The sequence below is a fragment of the Methylobacterium sp. Leaf108 genome, assembly GCF_001423265.1.
GTDB lineage: Bacteria > Pseudomonadota > Alphaproteobacteria > Rhizobiales > Beijerinckiaceae > Methylobacterium.
In genome coordinates this window covers 268,673-283,644 of sequence record NZ_LMND01000030.1, presented here as the reverse complement: position 1 = coordinate 283,644, position 14,972 = coordinate 268,673, and the positions used below count along the sequence as shown (strand labels likewise).

At 68.8% G+C, this 14,972-nt stretch carries 8 protein-coding genes; 3 read left to right on the top strand and 5 right to left on the bottom strand.

Annotated elements, in window-relative coordinates:
• Positions 1-25 precede the first annotated feature (25 nt).
• Entirely contained in the window at positions 26-1,201 is a 1,176-nt protein-coding gene (locus tag ASF39_RS14135) for a lytic murein transglycosylase (RefSeq protein WP_082494590.1), read from the top strand.
• A 180-nt stretch (positions 1,202-1,381) separates the two neighbouring features.
• Positions 1,382-2,716 (top strand): SGNH family hydrolase, encoded by a 1,335-nt coding sequence (locus tag ASF39_RS14130; RefSeq protein WP_244472422.1) that lies wholly within the window; start codon positions 1,382-1,384, stop codon positions 2,714-2,716.
• Between the two features lie 7 nt (positions 2,717-2,723).
• On the opposite strand, the gene ASF39_RS14125 is transcribed toward ASF39_RS14130, so the two are convergent.
• Positions 2,724-4,154, bottom strand: a complete 1,431-nt coding sequence (locus tag ASF39_RS14125; RefSeq protein ID WP_055883910.1) for a glutamate synthase subunit beta — start codon at positions 4,152-4,154, stop codon at positions 2,724-2,726.
• 415 nt (positions 4,155-4,569) lie between these two features.
• Complete coding sequence (gene gltB / locus ASF39_RS14120; RefSeq protein WP_244472421.1) at positions 4,570-9,237, bottom strand: glutamate synthase large subunit; 4,668 nt, start codon at positions 9,235-9,237, stop codon at positions 4,570-4,572.
• Between the two features lie 727 nt (positions 9,238-9,964).
• On the opposite strand from gltB, the gene ASF39_RS14115 reads away from it, so the two are divergent.
• A complete protein-coding gene (locus ASF39_RS14115) occupies positions 9,965-10,837 on the top strand; it encodes a hypothetical protein (RefSeq protein ID WP_056284902.1) in 873 nt (290 codons plus the stop codon).
• A 61-nt stretch (positions 10,838-10,898) separates the two neighbouring features.
• Here ASF39_RS14115 and ASF39_RS14110 read toward each other — a convergent pair whose 3' ends face one another.
• The 3 genes from ASF39_RS14110 to fdhF are packed head-to-tail and all read right to left on the bottom strand — an operon-like array spanning position 10,899 to position 14,965.
• Complete coding sequence (locus ASF39_RS14110) at positions 10,899-11,189, bottom strand: formate dehydrogenase subunit delta (protein ID WP_055883919.1); 291 nt, start codon at positions 11,187-11,189, stop codon at positions 10,899-10,901.
• Between the two features lie 46 nt (positions 11,190-11,235).
• On the bottom strand, positions 11,236-12,117 hold the full coding sequence (gene fdhD, locus ASF39_RS14105; protein ID WP_056284899.1) for a formate dehydrogenase accessory sulfurtransferase FdhD: 882 nt from the start codon (positions 12,115-12,117) through the stop codon (positions 11,236-11,238).
• Positions 12,104-14,965 carry a formate dehydrogenase subunit alpha gene (fdhF, locus tag ASF39_RS14100; protein WP_055883925.1) on the bottom strand — a complete coding sequence of 954 codons (2,862 nt, stop codon included), beginning with the start codon at positions 14,963-14,965 and terminating at the stop codon, positions 12,104-12,106. The genes fdhD and fdhF overlap by 14 nt, the downstream gene beginning before the upstream one ends.
• Positions 14,966-14,972 lie beyond the last annotated feature (7 nt).

The window sequence follows — 14,972 nt, the reverse complement described above, 5'->3', positions numbered from 1 at the left end:
GATCCTGGCGATCGCGCTCGCCGTCATGGCGGCGGGTCGCGTCGAGGCGGCCCCCGCGTCCCCCGCGGAGTCGGTGCAGGCCGGGGCCCCGGCGTTCCGCGCTTTCCTCGATACCCTGAGGCCGGACGCCCGCAGCCGCGGCATCTCCGATGCGACCTTCGACAGGGCCTTCGCCGACGTGCGCGAACCCGACCCGTCCGTCCTCGCGCGGACGAAGGCGCAGGGCGAGTTCGGACGCCCGGTGTGGGACTATCTCGTGGGCGCCGTCTCGCCCGGTCGGATCGCGCGTGGGCGCGCCGAGGCGGCGCGGCTCGACGCCGCGCTGGCGCGCATCGAAGCCGACTCGGGCGTGCCGCGCTGGGTGATCCTGGCGATCTGGGGCGTCGAATCGGATTTCGGCGCCAGCGGCGGGACGCTGCCGGTGGTCCGCTCCCTCGCGACCCTGGCGCAGGCGAAGCACCGTGGCACCCTGTTTCGAGACGAACTGCTGGCGGCGCTGGCCATCCTCGAACAGGGCTACATCACCCCCCAAGCCATGAAAGGCTCCTGGGCGGGCGCCATGGGACAGGTGCAGTTCCTGCCCTCGAACTACCTCAAGCACGCCGTCGACTTCGACGGCGACGGCAGGCGCGACATCTGGACGTCGCCCGCCGATGCGCTGGCCTCGATCGCCGCCTTCCTGCGCAGCCTCGGCTGGAACCCCGCCCTCTCGTGGGGCTACGCCGTCACGCTGCCGCCCGGGTACGATCTCGCGCGATATCGCGGCGACCTGGCGGATTTCGGCGCCCGCGGCGTCCGGCGCGTCGACGGCCGCGACCTGCCGCGCAGCGGCGAGGCCAGCCTGTTCCTGCCCGGCGGTGCGGGGGGGGCGGTCTTCCTCGTCACCGGCAATTTCGAGGTCATCCGCGGCTACAACACCTCCGATTCCTACGCCCTCGCCATCGGTCATCTCGCCGACCGGCTGGCTGGCGGACCTGCCCTGTCGGCGCCCTGGCCGAATGCGGCGACCCGTCTCGACAAGACGGGCCTTCAGGCGCTGCAGGAGGCGCTCGCCGCGAAAGGTTTCTACGATGGCAATGCCGACGGCCGGGCCGGGCCGAAGCTGCGCGAGGCGGTGCGGCGCTATCAGATCAGCGCCGGCCTCGTCGCCGACGGCTACGCGAGCGCGAGCCTGCTGGCGCACCTGAAGGCAGCCCGCTGACAGACGAGGGATTCGCCGCCCCGCCGGATGCCGCCTATACTGCCGCCCTGACGAAGTCGGGCCGCGTCCACGGACCCGCGACGATGGGACCGCGTGCCGATGACAGCCACGACGTTTCGCGCGACCACGGCCCATCGGCACGGACGCATCGTCCTGTGCGCGATCGTGGCCACGGGCTTCATGGGGATCGTGTCGCCGGCCCTCGCGCAATGGGGCGATTACGACGACGTGCCGCGACGCCGAGCCCCTGATTACTACCGGGACGACGGGGGCTATGGCGGCGGTGGCCGTCAGACCGGACGCCGTTATGCCCCTCAGCCGCAGGAGGCGCCCCGGCAGTTCTTCTGGCCCTGGGAGGACAGGCCGCAGCAGGCGCAGCCGGCGCCGGTCCCGTCGGCACGGCCGACCCGGCCGCGTAGCGCCCCGCCCCCGAGCACCTACAGCGACGACCGGCGTGCGCCGGCCTCACCCGCGGCCCGACGCCCCCGACCGGCGCCGGCGGTGGCGGCGCAACCCAAGCCGACCGCACCCAAGGTCGAGCCCACCACGCGGCTCGCCGTCTTCGGCGATTCCCTGGCGAGCTACCTCGGTCGCGGCCTCGACGACGTCTTCGAGGACAATGCCGATGTCGAAGTCGTCGACCGCTCGAAGGCCGACAGCGGCCTCGTGCGCAAGGACGTGGTCGATTGGCCCAAGGTCGCCGAGGAGTATCTGAAGACCGGGCCCAAGCCGGCCTACGCCCTCGTCATGCTGGGCGCCAATGATCGCCAGCCGATTCGCGAGGGCGACCAGACCGTCGAGGTCCTGAGCGAGCGTTGGCGGGACATCTACCGTGACCGGGTCGACGCCCTCGTGAAGGTGTTCGCGGATCGCAAGATCCCCTTGATCTGGGTCGGCACGCCGCCGATGCGCAGCGACAGCCTGACCAAGGACCTCACCACTCTCAACGACATCTATCGCGAGCGGGTGGCAAGGGCAGGCGGAACCTACGTCGATATCTGGCCGGGCTTCGTCGACGAGCGCAACCGCTACGCGGCGACCGGCCCGGACCTCGAGGGACAGCCGGCCAAGTTGCGCACCGCCGATGGAGTCCACTTTACCGGTGCGGGCTCCCGCAAGGTGGCGCATTTCGCGGATGTGGAACTGAAGCGGATGATGGGAGCCGGTACGCCGCTGTCGGAGCAGCCCGCCGCCGCGATCGCGACGACGCCCTCTGGCCCGGCCCTGAACGCCGACCCGCCCAAGCTCGACGACACCGCCGCGATCGACAAGCTGATCACGGCGATGCTGCCGAGCCTGCCCGAACCGCCCGGCATCCCCGCCCTGCCGGTCAAGCCGGCGGCGGGGCCGGTGGTGCCGCTGAGCCGCGCCGAGATCTCCCCGGGCGGCGCCCTGATGAATGGCAGGCCGCGCGAACCCGATGCCAGCGGAACGGTGGAGCGCACCCTCCAGCGCGGGGCGGCACCGCCGCCCCAGCCCGGCCGGGCCGACGACTTCCGCTGGCCGCCGAGCTGAAGCGGCCTCAGCGGGGAAGGACGCTGGCTCCCATCAGGGCCTCGTCGATCGAGCGCGCTGCCTGACGGCCCTCGCGGATCGCCCAGACCACGAGGGACTGGCCGCGCCGCATGTCGCCGGCGGCGTAGATCTTTTCGTGCGAGGTCCGATAGTCGCGCTCGTTGGCGGTGACGTTGCCGCGCTTGTCCATCACGACGCCGGATTCCTCCAGAAGGCCCTTGCGGACGGACCCGGCAAAACCGATCGCCAGGAATACGAGATCGGCGGGAAGCACGAACTCGCCGCCCGGCACCGGCTGGCGCTTCTCGTCGACGCGGGTGCAGACGACACCCGTGAGCCTGCCCTTCTTGCCCTCGAGCCGCAGCGTCGCCGCCTGGAACTCCCGCTCGGCGCCTTCGGCCTGACTCGACGAGGTCCGCATCTTGGTCGGCCAGTACGGCCAGACGCTGAGCTTGTCCTCGCGCTCGGGCGGACGCGGCCGGATGTCGAGCTGCGTCACCGACAGGGCACCCTGGCGGAAGGAGGTGCCGACGCAATCGGATGCGGTGTCGCCGCCGCCGATGACGACGACGTTCTTGCCCGCCGCCAGGATCGGCGGCTCGCCGTTGCCCGGCATCGGCTCGGCACCGACGCGGCGGTTCGACTGGACGAGGAACGGCATCGCGTAATGCACCCCGGCGAGCTCCTGACCGGGAAGCTGCGGATTGCGCGGGTCCTCGGCACCGCCGGCGAAGAGCACCGCGTCGAACTCGGCGGTGAGTTCGTCGAGGGGCTTGGTCACGCCGACATTGACGCCGTAGTGGAATCTGACCCCCTCGGCTTCCATCTGCGTCACGCGCCGGTCGATGTGCCGCTTCTCCATCTTGAAGTCGGGAATGCCGTAGCGGAGCAGACCGCCGGCCTTGGGCTCACGCTCGAACACATGGACTTCGTGGCCGACCCTGGCGAGTTGCTGGGCCGCCGCCATCCCGGCGGGGCCGGAGCCGATCACCGCAACCTTCCTGCCGGTCCGGATCTCGGCGGGCTCGGGCTTGACCCAGCCCATGTTCCAGGCGCGATCGGCGATGGCCTGCTCGATCGTCTTGATGGCGACCGGCTGGTTCTCGAGGTTGAGCGTGCATGCCTCCTCGCAGGGCGCCGGGCAGATGCGGCCGGTGAATTCGGGGAAGTTGTTGGTGGAGTGCAGGTTGCGCGCCGCCTCCTCCCAATCGGTCTGGAAGACGAGCTCGTTCCAGTCCGGAATCTGGTTGTGGACCGGGCAGCCGGTGTCGCCGTGGCAGAAGGGGATGCCGCAATCCATGCAGCGCGCCGCCTGCTTCTTCAGGTCGTGCTCGTCGAGCGGCAGCGTGAACTCGCGGAAGTGGCGAACGCGGTCGGCGGCGAGCTGGTACTTCTGCTCCTGCCGGTCGAATTCGAGAAACCCAGTGACCTTGCCCATCGTGCCCGTCTTTCGCGCGTCTGTCTGATCCGTCGTGAGGCAGGGCGCAGGGCCGCCGCCGCTCAAGTAGCCCGTGTCGTCTATGATCGGCGCATCACCGATGTGAAATCAGTGGTAGCGCCGTTCCGCCCCGCCCGGAGGTCAACGGTGCAACCGGTGAGCCAACCCCGGGTCTCCGGGCGCGAAGTGAGACCGAATCCGGCGTCCGCATCCCTAGGTCGTGCGCGACAAACGCGCTGTCGACGATGAAGGGTACCTCGCCGCCCTTTCACCGGTGGCACAAGGAGCCCCCCCTTTCCGCAAGGACCCCGGTGGGAAGCGAGGGACCGCCTCTGCATGCCACCGCCGTCCCATCGCACCTGCCCGGATCGTAGGTGCCCTTCCCGCCGGGAGCCCAGCTACGATCCGGTCGACATCACTCCGCCGCCACCGGCATCCGCGCCATCTCCATCTCGCGCAGCGCCCGACGATACTCCACCGGCATCACCTTGACGAACTTGGTGCGGTAACCGGCCCAATCGTCGAGGATCGCCTTGGCGCGGGGGCTGCCGGTGTACTTCAGGTGGTTGGTGATGAGCTGGCTCAGGCGTTCCTCGTCGTGGCCCGACATGTCGGCGAGGATGTCGACACGACCTTTGGTCTCCAGGTCGCCGTCCTGATGGAAGCGCCGCATCACGTCGTCCTCCTCCTCCACCGGTTCGAGATCGACCATCGACAGGTTGCAGCGGGCCGCGAACGAGCCGTCGGCATCGAGCACATAGGCGATGCCGCCCGACATGCCCGCCGCGAAGTTGCGTCCGGTCTCGCCGATCGAGACCACGACGCCGCCGGTCATGTACTCGCAGCCATGGTCGCCCATGCCCTCGACCACCGCGATGGCGCCCGAGTTGCGCACGGCGAACCGCTCGCCGGCCGAGCCGCGGATGTAGCACTCGCCCGCGATCGCCCCGTACAGCACGGTGTTGCCGGCCATGATGGTGTGATGGGCAGGCGCCTTCAACGCGTCGGAGGGCCGGATGATCAGCTTACCGCCGGACAGGCCCTTGCCGACGTAATCGTTGGCGTGCCCGGTGAGCTTCACGGTGACGCCGGCCGCGAGCCAGGCGCCGAAGCTCTGGCCGGCGGTGCCGGACAGGTTCACGACGATGGTATCGTCGGGCAGGCCCTCGTGGCCGTAGAGCTTGGCCACCGCACCCGAGAGCATCGCGCCCGCCGTGCGGTCCGAGTTCCGGATGACGTCCTCGATGACCACGGCCTCGCCGGACTCGAGGGACGGCCCGGCCTTGGCGATCAGGCGTCGGTCGAGCACCTCGTCGATGGGGTGCTTCTGCTTCTCCATGTGCCGGATCGCGACATCGGGACCGACGTCGGGGCGGTGGAACAGCTTCGAGAAGTCGAGCCCCTTGGCCTTCCAATGCGCGATGACCTCGAGGGTATCGAGGAAGTCCGCCCGGCCGATGAGGTCTTCGAGCTTGGTGAAGCCCATGCCGGCCATCAGCTCGCGCAACTCCTCGGCCACGTAGAAGAAGTAGTTCACCACGTGCTCGGGCGTGCCCTTGAACCGCTTGCGCAGCACCGGGTCCTGGGTGGCGACGCCCACCGGGCAGGTGTTGAGGTGGCACTTGCGCATCATGATGCAGCCCGCCGCGATCAGCGGCGCGGTGGAGAAGCCGAACTGATCGGCGCCGAGCAGTGCCGCCACGAGCACGTCGCGCCCGGTGCGGATGCCGCCGTCCGCCTGGAGCACGACGCGTCCGCGCAGGTGGCTGAGCACCAGCGTCTGCTGCGTCTCGGCGAGTCCGGTCTCCCAGGGCCCGCCGGCGTGCTTGATCGAGGTGAGCGGGGCGGCACCGGTGCCGCCGTCGAAGCCCGAGATGGTGATGTGGTCGGCGCGCGCCTTGGCGACACCCGTCGCCACGGTGCCGACGCCCACCTCCGACACGAGCTTGACCGAGACGTCGGCGGCCGGATTCACGTTCTTCAGATCGAAGATCAGCTGGGCGAGATCCTCGATCGAGTAGATGTCGTGGTGGGGCGGCGGTGAGATCAGGCCGACGCCGGGGGTGGCGTAGCGGACCTTGGCGATCTTGGCGTCGACCTTGTGGCCGGGCAGCTGGCCGCCCTCGCCGGGCTTGGCGCCCTGGGCCACCTTGATCTGCATCATGTCGGCGTTGACGAGGTACTCGGTGGTGACACCGAAGCGGCCCGACGCCACCTGCTTGATCGCCGAGCGGCGCGAGCGCCCGTCCGCCATCGGCTTGAAGCGCTCGACCTCCTCGCCGCCCTCGCCCGAGTTCGAGCGACCGCCGAACGAGTTGACGGCGATCGCCAGCGTCTCGTGCGCCTCCTTCGAGATCGACCCGTAGGACATGGCGCCGGTGGCGAACCGCTTGACGATATCGGCCGCCGGCTCGACGGCGGAGATGTCGACCGGCGCGCGGCCGAGCTCGGCCGCCTGGCGGATGCGGAACAGGCCGCGGATCGTCTTGAGGTGGTTCTCCTGCTCGTTCACGAGCCGGGCGTACTCGCGATAGCGCTCGGGAAGGCCGAGGCGCACCGCGTGCTGGAGCGTGGCGACGCTGTCGGGCGTCCAGGTGTGGCTCTCGCCGCGCAGGCGGTAGGCGTATTCGCCGCCGATATCGAGCGCGTGGCGATAGACGGGCGCATCGCCGAAGGCGTCGGCGTGGCGCCGTGCGGTTTCCTCGGCGACCTCGGCCATGCCGATGCCCTCGATGGTCGTCGCGGTGCCGAAGAAGTCGCGGGCGACGAAGGCCGAGTTGAGGCCGATCGCATCGAAGATCTGCGCGCCGCAATAGGACTGGTAGGTCGAGATGCCCATCTTGGACATCACCTTGAGTAGGCCCTTATCGATCGACTTGATGTAGCGGTAGACGATCTCGTCGTCGGTGAGGTCCGGCGGGAACTCGTCCTTCATCGCGATCAGCGTCTCGAAGGCGAGGTAGGGGTTGATAGCTTCCGCGCCATACCCAGCCAGGCACGCGAAGTGGTGCACCTCGCGCGGCTCGCCCGATTCCACCACGAGCCCGACCGAGGTCCGAAGCCCCTTGCGGATCAAGTAGTTGTGGACGGCCGCGGTGGCCAGCAGCGCGGGGATCGCGATCCGATCGGGCCCGAGGCCGCGATCGGACAGGATGATGATGTTGTAGCCGCCGCGCACGGCCACCTCGGCCCGGTCGCAGAGGCGATCGAGGGCGCCCTCCATGGCGGCCGCCCCGGCTTCGGCCGGGAAGGTGATGTCGAGGGTCTTGGTGTCGAAGCGGTCCTCGAAATGGCTGATCGAACGGATCTTCTCGAGATCGCCGTTGGTGAGGATCGGCTGGCGCACTTCGAGGCGCTTCTTGCGGGAGGCGCCCTCCATGTCGAGCAGGTTCGGCCGCGGCCCGATGAACGAGACGAGGCTCATCACGGCCTCCTCGCGGATCGGGTCGATCGGCGGGTTGGTCACCTGCGCGAAGTTCTGCTTGAAGTAGGTGTAGAGCGACTTCGGCTTGTCCGAGAGCGCCGAGAGCGGCGTGTCGGTGCCCATCGAGCCCACCGCCTCCTGGCCGGTCACGGCCATGGGCGCCATCAGGAGCTTGAGGTCTTCCTGGCTGTAGCCGAACGCCTGCTGGCGATCGAGCAGCGAGACGTCGGAGCGCGAGGCGCGCGGAATGACCGGCTTGAGGTCTTCGAGCACGATCTGGGTGTTCTTGACCCACTGCGCATAGGGATGCGCCGCGGCGAGCTCGCTCTTGATCTCCTCGTCGGAGACGATGCGGCCCTTCTGCAGGTCGATCAGCAGCATCTTGCCCGGCTGCAGGCGCCAGGACTCGACGATCTTCTCGTCGGGGATCGGCAGCACGCCCATCTCGGAGGCGAGCACGACGAGACCGTCGTCGGTGACGAGGTAGCGCGCGGGACGCAGGCCGTTGCGGTCGAGGGTCGCGCCGATCTGGCGTCCATCGGTGAAGCACACGGCCGCCGGGCCGTCCCACGGCTCCATCAGGGCGGCGTGGTACTCGTAGAACGCCTTGCGCTCGTCGTTCATGAGCGGATTGCCGGCCCAGGCCTCCGGGATCAGCATCATCATGGCGTGGGCGAGCGAGTAGCCGCCCTGCACCAGGAACTCGAGGGCGTTGTCGAAGCAGGCGGTATCCGACTGGCCTTCGTAGGAGATCGGCCACAGCTTCGAGATGTCGTTCCCGAACAGCTCGGAATCGACGCTCGCCTGGCGCGCGGCCATCCAGTTGACGTTGCCGCGCAGCGTGTTGATCTCGCCGTTGTGGGCGACCATCCGGTAGGGGTGCGACAGCTGCCAAGTGGGGAAGGTGTTGGTGGCGAAGCGCTGGTGGACCAGAGCGAGGCCCGAGACGAAGCGCTCGTCCTGCAGGTCGCGGTAGTACCGGCCGAGCTGCGTCACCAACACCATGCCCTTGTAGACGATGGTGCGGGTCGACAGCGACACCGGGTAATAGGCTTTCACCCGCGGCTCGTTGAGCCCGTAGACCTTGCTCGAAATGACCTTGCGGGCGGTGAACAGGCGGCGCTCGAAGGCATCCTCCTCCGTCACCGAAGCCGGGCGGCCGATGAAGACCTGGCGGTGATGCGGCTCGGTCTCCTTAACGCGCACGCCGAGATCCTCGGAATCCACCGGCACGTCGCGCCAGCCGAGCAGCGGCAGACCCTCGTCGGCGAGCACCTGCGCCACGATGTCCTCGACGATGCGGCGGCCGTCCTCGTCCTTGGGCAGGAAGAACATGCCGACGCCGTAGTGGCCGGGCTCCGGCAGCGCGAAGCCGAGGGCCTCGCATTCCGCCTTGAAGAAGTCGTGCGGGATCTGGGTGAGGATGCCGCAACCGTCGCCCATCTTCGGGTCGGCGCCGACGGCACCGCGATGGTCGAGGTTTTCCAGGATCAACAGGCCCTGCGCGACGATGCCATGGCTGCGCCGGTCGTGCATGTCGGCGACGAAGCCGACACCGCAGGCGTCCTTCTCGCGGGCGGGATCGTAGAGACCCTGAGCGAGCGGAAGCGCGCCGTCGCGGACGGTCAACGGCTTGCCGCCGTCGCGGGTGGCGGGAATGGACGCCTGGCGGGTTCCGAAATCAGCAGATGCGGTCACGCTCACCATCCCCCGTCTGTCAAAGGTCTGCCCGCTCGACGAGCATGTTTCGTGCCCTGCCACCATCGGATGGCAGGGTGGTCCGGCACCGATCTTCGCGTGATCGCGGACGGGCACCGGTCGGGATCCGATACCGACGGACACCGTACCGGTCATCGCTGCGAGCCGCGACCCGTCCCGCTGACGCGCCCGGCTCCACGTCTCGCCCGGACTCCGAACGATCGTCGGATGGGGGCGGTTCGACCACGATGCTCACGACGAAATGGGACAGCCATGCTGTCCTAACGTCGGGATGACAGATTTTCACGATTCCAGCAAGGGTTCCAAAGCGGGCGACGTCTGCTTTTCCGGCCCGACGTCTCCACTGGATGGGCGTGACATCGCCGCAGGCGGGAAAGGGCGCATATGGGAGGTTGCTTCCCTCGTCCCGGGAGCGGTGGCGCGATGTTGCCAGGATCGTCCCGCATTGCTGCCCCAATCCGACGCTCTACCATGACACGCCGAGCACAGACGGCGGGAATGCGGCGCGGGACCTCGCGCCGACCGAGCCGGAGGACCCGAGCCAACAGCGGGCCTCCGGATCACCGGTTTCCACGATTGGATGAACGAGCCCATGCCGACGAGTCGCAGGGCGCTTGTGCGCTCATCTTCCCCTCTTCGTTGCCTCGCGCTCGGGCTCGTTGCCGCCGTGACGATCGGCGCAAGCTCGGCCCACGCGCAGTATTTCGACCCTTTCGACGACGTGATGCCGCCGCGCGCGGTGGTCTGGCGCCTCAACGACCGCGGTTTCACGGACGTCACCCGGCCGCGCTTCGACGGACGCGCCTATGTGGTGGAGGCCGAAAGCCCGAACGGCGGGCGAGTACGGCTGATCCTCGACCCGCGCGACGGGGCCGTCCTCGGGCGCGTCCGGCTGTCGGAGCCGCTTGTCCCGCCGCCGCTCCGCGTCGACCGGCCGCGGGGTCCCTACGGTTGGACGGAAGAGGACGTGGCGCCGCGCCGCCGCGAGGCCGAACGGACGATTCCCCCCAGTGATATCCCCTATGGGCGGACCCCGGATAGGCAAAGGCGGGCCGATCTCGGCCCTCCCCTGCCCGGCGTCCCCTTGCGCTCGGACGTACCGAGGCGGGTGGAACCCGGCGATCCCAATGCGCTCGGTCTCAACCCCGATGCGGCCAGGCGCAACGGTGACCCTGCCCGCAGGACCAGCCGCCTGAACCCGCCGGCACGGCCCGCCGAGGCCAGGGGGCGGGATCGCAGCCCCAATGCCGCCGGAACGACACCGGCCGTCCGCGCGACGCCGGCGGCACCGGCCCCGACGCTACGGCCCGGCGAGGTTCCGGCCACCAAGCCGGAGGCCCCGGTTGCCGCCGTTACGCCAACGACGCCGGCCGCCGTCCAGCCGCCGGCCCAAGGTGTCACGCCCGCGACGAGCGATACCAAGTCTGGCGCCCCGTCTTGGCAGGACCCTCCCGCCGACGCCAAGCGGCCGGTCCGCGTGATCGACGGCGCGACGGTGGTTCCCGGCGCCGGGGACAAGTCTCCTGCGACCCAGGACTGACGCCCCGACGTCATCGATCGACGGGATCGCCCCGCGATGAGGACGGTGCGCGAAGGTCGCGTCAGCCGGCGTCGCTGGCGCCGGCTCCCTGGAGCTGCGGGTCGTGGGTGGCGGCGCGGATGGGGCTTTCGCCTTCCGGCTCGCTCGTGATCGCCTGCAATGCCAACGGATCGAGGCCACTCTCGGGCTTCGGGCCATAGGCGTGGAGCGCGTGGCGCATCTTCGGCGTCCAGAACGCCACGATGTGCTTGTGGATGCCCGCCACCGCTTCCTCGTCGGGATACGAACGAAAGAAGCCGGCGATCTGGTTCGCCATGCGGACGAGCTTCTGGTCGGTGGTGAGGGCGCTCATGGCTCGGGCTTTCGATGACGTGAGACGGGTCTGGATCGAGGGACGGTTAAGGCGCCGACACGGGGTCGACACCCTGGCCGGACACCGACGGCTCCGCGAGGACGAGCCGTTCGCGGCCGGTGAACAGCGTCAGGGTATCCGACCGCGCGATGGCGCAGAGGGTGATATCGTGAAGGCGGGCCCGCTCGATGGCCAGCGACGTCGGAGCCGAGATCGCCACCAGCACGGACGCACCGAACGAGGCCGCCTTCTCCACCATCTCGAACGAACAACGGCTCGTGATCACGACGAACCCCTCGGCGGGGTCGGTGTTCGTCCGGATCAGGGCGCCGATCAGCTTGTCGAGCCCGTTGTGGCGCCCGACGTCCTCACGGACGGCGACGAGCGTACCGTCGCGGTTGGCCCAGGCAGCGGCGTGGACGGCACGGGTTTCGTGATTGAGCACCTGCGCCTCGCCGAGTGCCGTCAACGCCCGCTGCACCGCTCCGACCGTCACGGTCTGCTCCCGTCCTGTCCGGGGCTCGGCCTTGGGAAGGGCGGCGAGATCGTCGATGCCGCAGACGCCGCAGCCGGTCCTGCCGCTGATGGCGCGCTTGCGGGCGAGATGTTCGCGCAACCGCCCCGGAACCAGGTCGACGAGAAGGCGCAGGCCACCCTCGCCATCCTCCACCGAGACGCCTCGGATCTCGTCCGACGACGCGACGATGCCCTCGGTCAGGCTGAAGCCATAGGCGAAGTCTTCGAGATCGGCCGGCGTCGTCATCATGACCGCGTAGGGAACGCTGCCGTAGACGAGGTTGACCGGCATCTCCACCGCGAGGGGCCGCTCGCCGACCCGCGCCTGCGGATCGTCGTAGGCCACCACCAGGGTGGGAACGCGGCGGACCGTCTCCGCCGCCGCGCTCGAACGCTCGCTATTCGGCGGCATTCAGCTGCGTCGCGATCCGGGTCAGCGAGAAGTCCTCCTCGAAGAACCTCGCCTGCCAATCCGACGGCCGGTTGGTGCGCCGGACCTGCACCGCCGTCACCTTGTACTCGGGGCAGTTGGTGGCCCAGTCCGAGTAGTCGGTGGTGATGACGTTGGCGCCGGTCTTGGCATGGTGGAAGGTCGTGTAGACCACGCCCGGCTGCATCCGCTCGGAGACGATCGCCTTGAGGGCGATGTCGCCGGACCGGCTCTCGAGGGCGACGAGGTCGCCATCGACGATCCCGCGGACCTCCGCGTCGAACGGATGGATCTCCAGCACGTCCTCCTCGTGCCAGCGCGAGTTCTCGGTGCGGCGCGTCTGGGCGCCGACGTTGTACTGCGACAGGATACGGCCGGTGGTGAGGATGAGCGGGAAGCGCGGCCCGGTTCGCTCCTCGGTCGGCACGTATTCGGTGATCATGAACTTGCCGAGGCCGCGAACGAAGCGGTCGACGTGCATCATCGGGGTACCGCGCGGGGCGGCCTCGTTGCACGGCCACTGGATCGAGCCGAGTTCGTCGAGCTTGTCGAAGCTGACGCCGGAGAAGCTCGGGGTCAGCGAGGCGATCTCGTCCATGATCTCGGACGGATGGCTGTAGTTCATCGGGTAGCCCAGCGCATTGGAGAGCAGCACCGTGCCCTCCCAGTCGCCGATGCCGGCCAGCGGCGGCATCACCTTGCGGACGCGGGAGATGCGGCGCTCGGCGTTGGTGAAGGTGCCGTCCTTCTCGAGGAACGAGGCGCCCGGTAGGAAGACGTGGGCGTATTTCGCGGTCTCGTTCAGGAAGATGTCCTGGATGACGATGCACTCCATCGCCATCAGGCCAGCGGTGACATGGTGCGTGTCGGGATCGGACTGGGCAATGTCCTCGCCCTGGATGTACATGCCCTTGAAGGAACCATCGACGGCCTCGTCGAGCATGTTGGTGATGCGCAGGCCCGGGTCCTTGTCGAGGGACACGCCCCAGAGCGACTCGAAGGTTTCGCGGGTGGCGTCGTCCGACACGTGCCGGTAGCCCGGAAGCTCGTGCGGGAACGAGCCCATGTCGCACGAGCCCTGGACGTTGTTCTGGCCGCGCAGCGGGTTCACGCCGGCACCCAGCATGCCGATGTTGCCGGTGGCCATGGCGAGGTTGGCCATGCCCATCACCATGGTCGAGCCCTGGCTGTGCTCGGTGACGCCGAGACCGTAGTAGATGCCGGCGGCTCCACCCTTGGCGTAGAGGCGGGCGGCACCGCGAAGCTCGGCCGGATCGATGCCGGTGAAGCGCTCCTGCGCCTCGGGCGAATGCCGCTCGTCGGCGACGAACCGGGCCCAGGATTCGAAATCGGCGAGATCGCAGCGCTCGCGAACGTAGGCCTCGTCGACGAGTCCTTCCGTGACGATGACGTGCGCCATCGCGTTGATGAAGGCGACGTTGGAGCCGGGCTTCAGGGGCAGGTGGAAATCGGCCTCGATGTGAGGCGACTTCACGAGGTCGATCTTGCGCGGGTCGGCGACGATGAGCTTGGCACCCTCGCGCAGGCGCTTCTTCATGCGCGACGCGAAGACCGGGTGGCCGTCGGTGGGGTTGGCACCGATGACCAGGATCACATCGGAATGCGCCACCGAGGCAAAGTCCTGGGTGCCGGCCGAAGTGCCCAGCGTCGACATCAGGCCGTAGCCCGTGGGCGAATGGCAGACGCGGGCGCAGGTATCGACGTTGTTGTTGCCGAAGGCGGCGCGCACGAGCTTCTGGACGAGGTAGGCCTCCTCGTTGGTGCAGCGCGACGAGGTGATGCCGCCGACCGAATCCTTGCCGTACTTGGCCTGGATGCGCTTGAACTCGGACGCCGCCCGATCGATGGCGACCTCCCAGGTCACCTCTTGCCAGGGGTCGGTGATCTTGTCGCGGATCATCGGCTTGGTGATGCGGTCCGCGTGAGTGGCGTAGCCGTAGGCGAAGCGGCCCTTGACGCAGCTGTGGCCCTCGTTCGCCTTGCCGCCCTTGTAGGGGACCATGCGCACGATGCGGGTGCCCTGCATCTCGGCCTTGAACGAGCAGCCGACGCCGCAATAGGCACAGGTGGTGATCTCGGAGTGATCGGGCTGGCCGTGCTCGATGATCGACTTTTCCTGGAGCGTCGCCGTCGGGCAGGCCTGCACGCAGGCGCCGCAGGACACGCACTCGGACTCCATGAAGTTGGTCGGACCGGCGGCGACGCGACTGTCGAAGCCGCGACCCTCGATGGTCAGCGCGAAGGTGCCCTGCACCTCCTCACACGCGCGCACGCAACGATTGCAGACGATGCACTTCGACGGGTCGTAGGTGAAATACGGGTTGGACGTGTCCTTCGGCAGGTACTGGTCCGACGTCGGCTTGACGTGGTTGGCGCCGTCGTAGCCGTAGCGCACGTCGCGCAGGCCCACCGCGCCGGCCATGTCCTGAAGCTCGCAGTCGCCGTTGGCCGCACAGGTCAGGCAGTCGAGGGGGTGATCGGAGATGTAGAGCTCCATCACGCCCTTGCGGAGCTTGGCGAGCTTGTCCGTCTGGGTCGAGACGACCATGCCGTTCTCGGCCGGGGTGGTGCAGGAGGCGGGCGTGCCGCGGCGGCCCTCGATCTCCACGATGCACAGGCGACAGGAGCCGAAGGCTTCCAGCGAATCGGTGGCGCAGAGCTTCGGGATCTGCGTTCCCGCGTGCATCGATGCCGCCATCACCGACGTGCCGGCGGGCACGGTGACGCTCATGCCGTCGATGGTGAGGGTGACGGTCTGCTCCGAAACCCGGATCGGGGTGCCGTAGTCGATCTCTTTGATGAGGGCCATGGGTCGC

Bases quoted from the DNA above. Each gene is read 5' to 3' on its own strand.
- ASF39_RS14135 (WP_082494590.1), top strand. From the start codon at position 26: ATGGCGGCGGGTCGCGTCGAGGCGGCCCCCGCGTCCCCCGCGGAGTCG.
- ASF39_RS14130 (WP_244472422.1), top strand. From the start codon at position 1,382: ATGGGGATCGTGTCGCCGGCCCTCGCGCAATGGGGCGATTACGACGAC.
- ASF39_RS14125 (WP_055883910.1), bottom strand. From the start codon at position 4,154: ATGGGCAAGGTCACTGGGTTTCTCGAATTCGACCGGCAGGAGCAGAAG.
- ASF39_RS14110 (WP_055883919.1), bottom strand. From the start codon at position 11,189: ATGAGCGCCCTCACCACCGACCAGAAGCTCGTCCGCATGGCGAACCAG.
- fdhD (WP_056284899.1), bottom strand. From the start codon at position 12,117: ATGCCGCCGAATAGCGAGCGTTCGAGCGCGGCGGCGGAGACGGTCCGC.
- fdhF (WP_055883925.1), bottom strand. From the start codon at position 14,965: ATGGCCCTCATCAAAGAGATCGACTACGGCACCCCGATCCGGGTTTCG.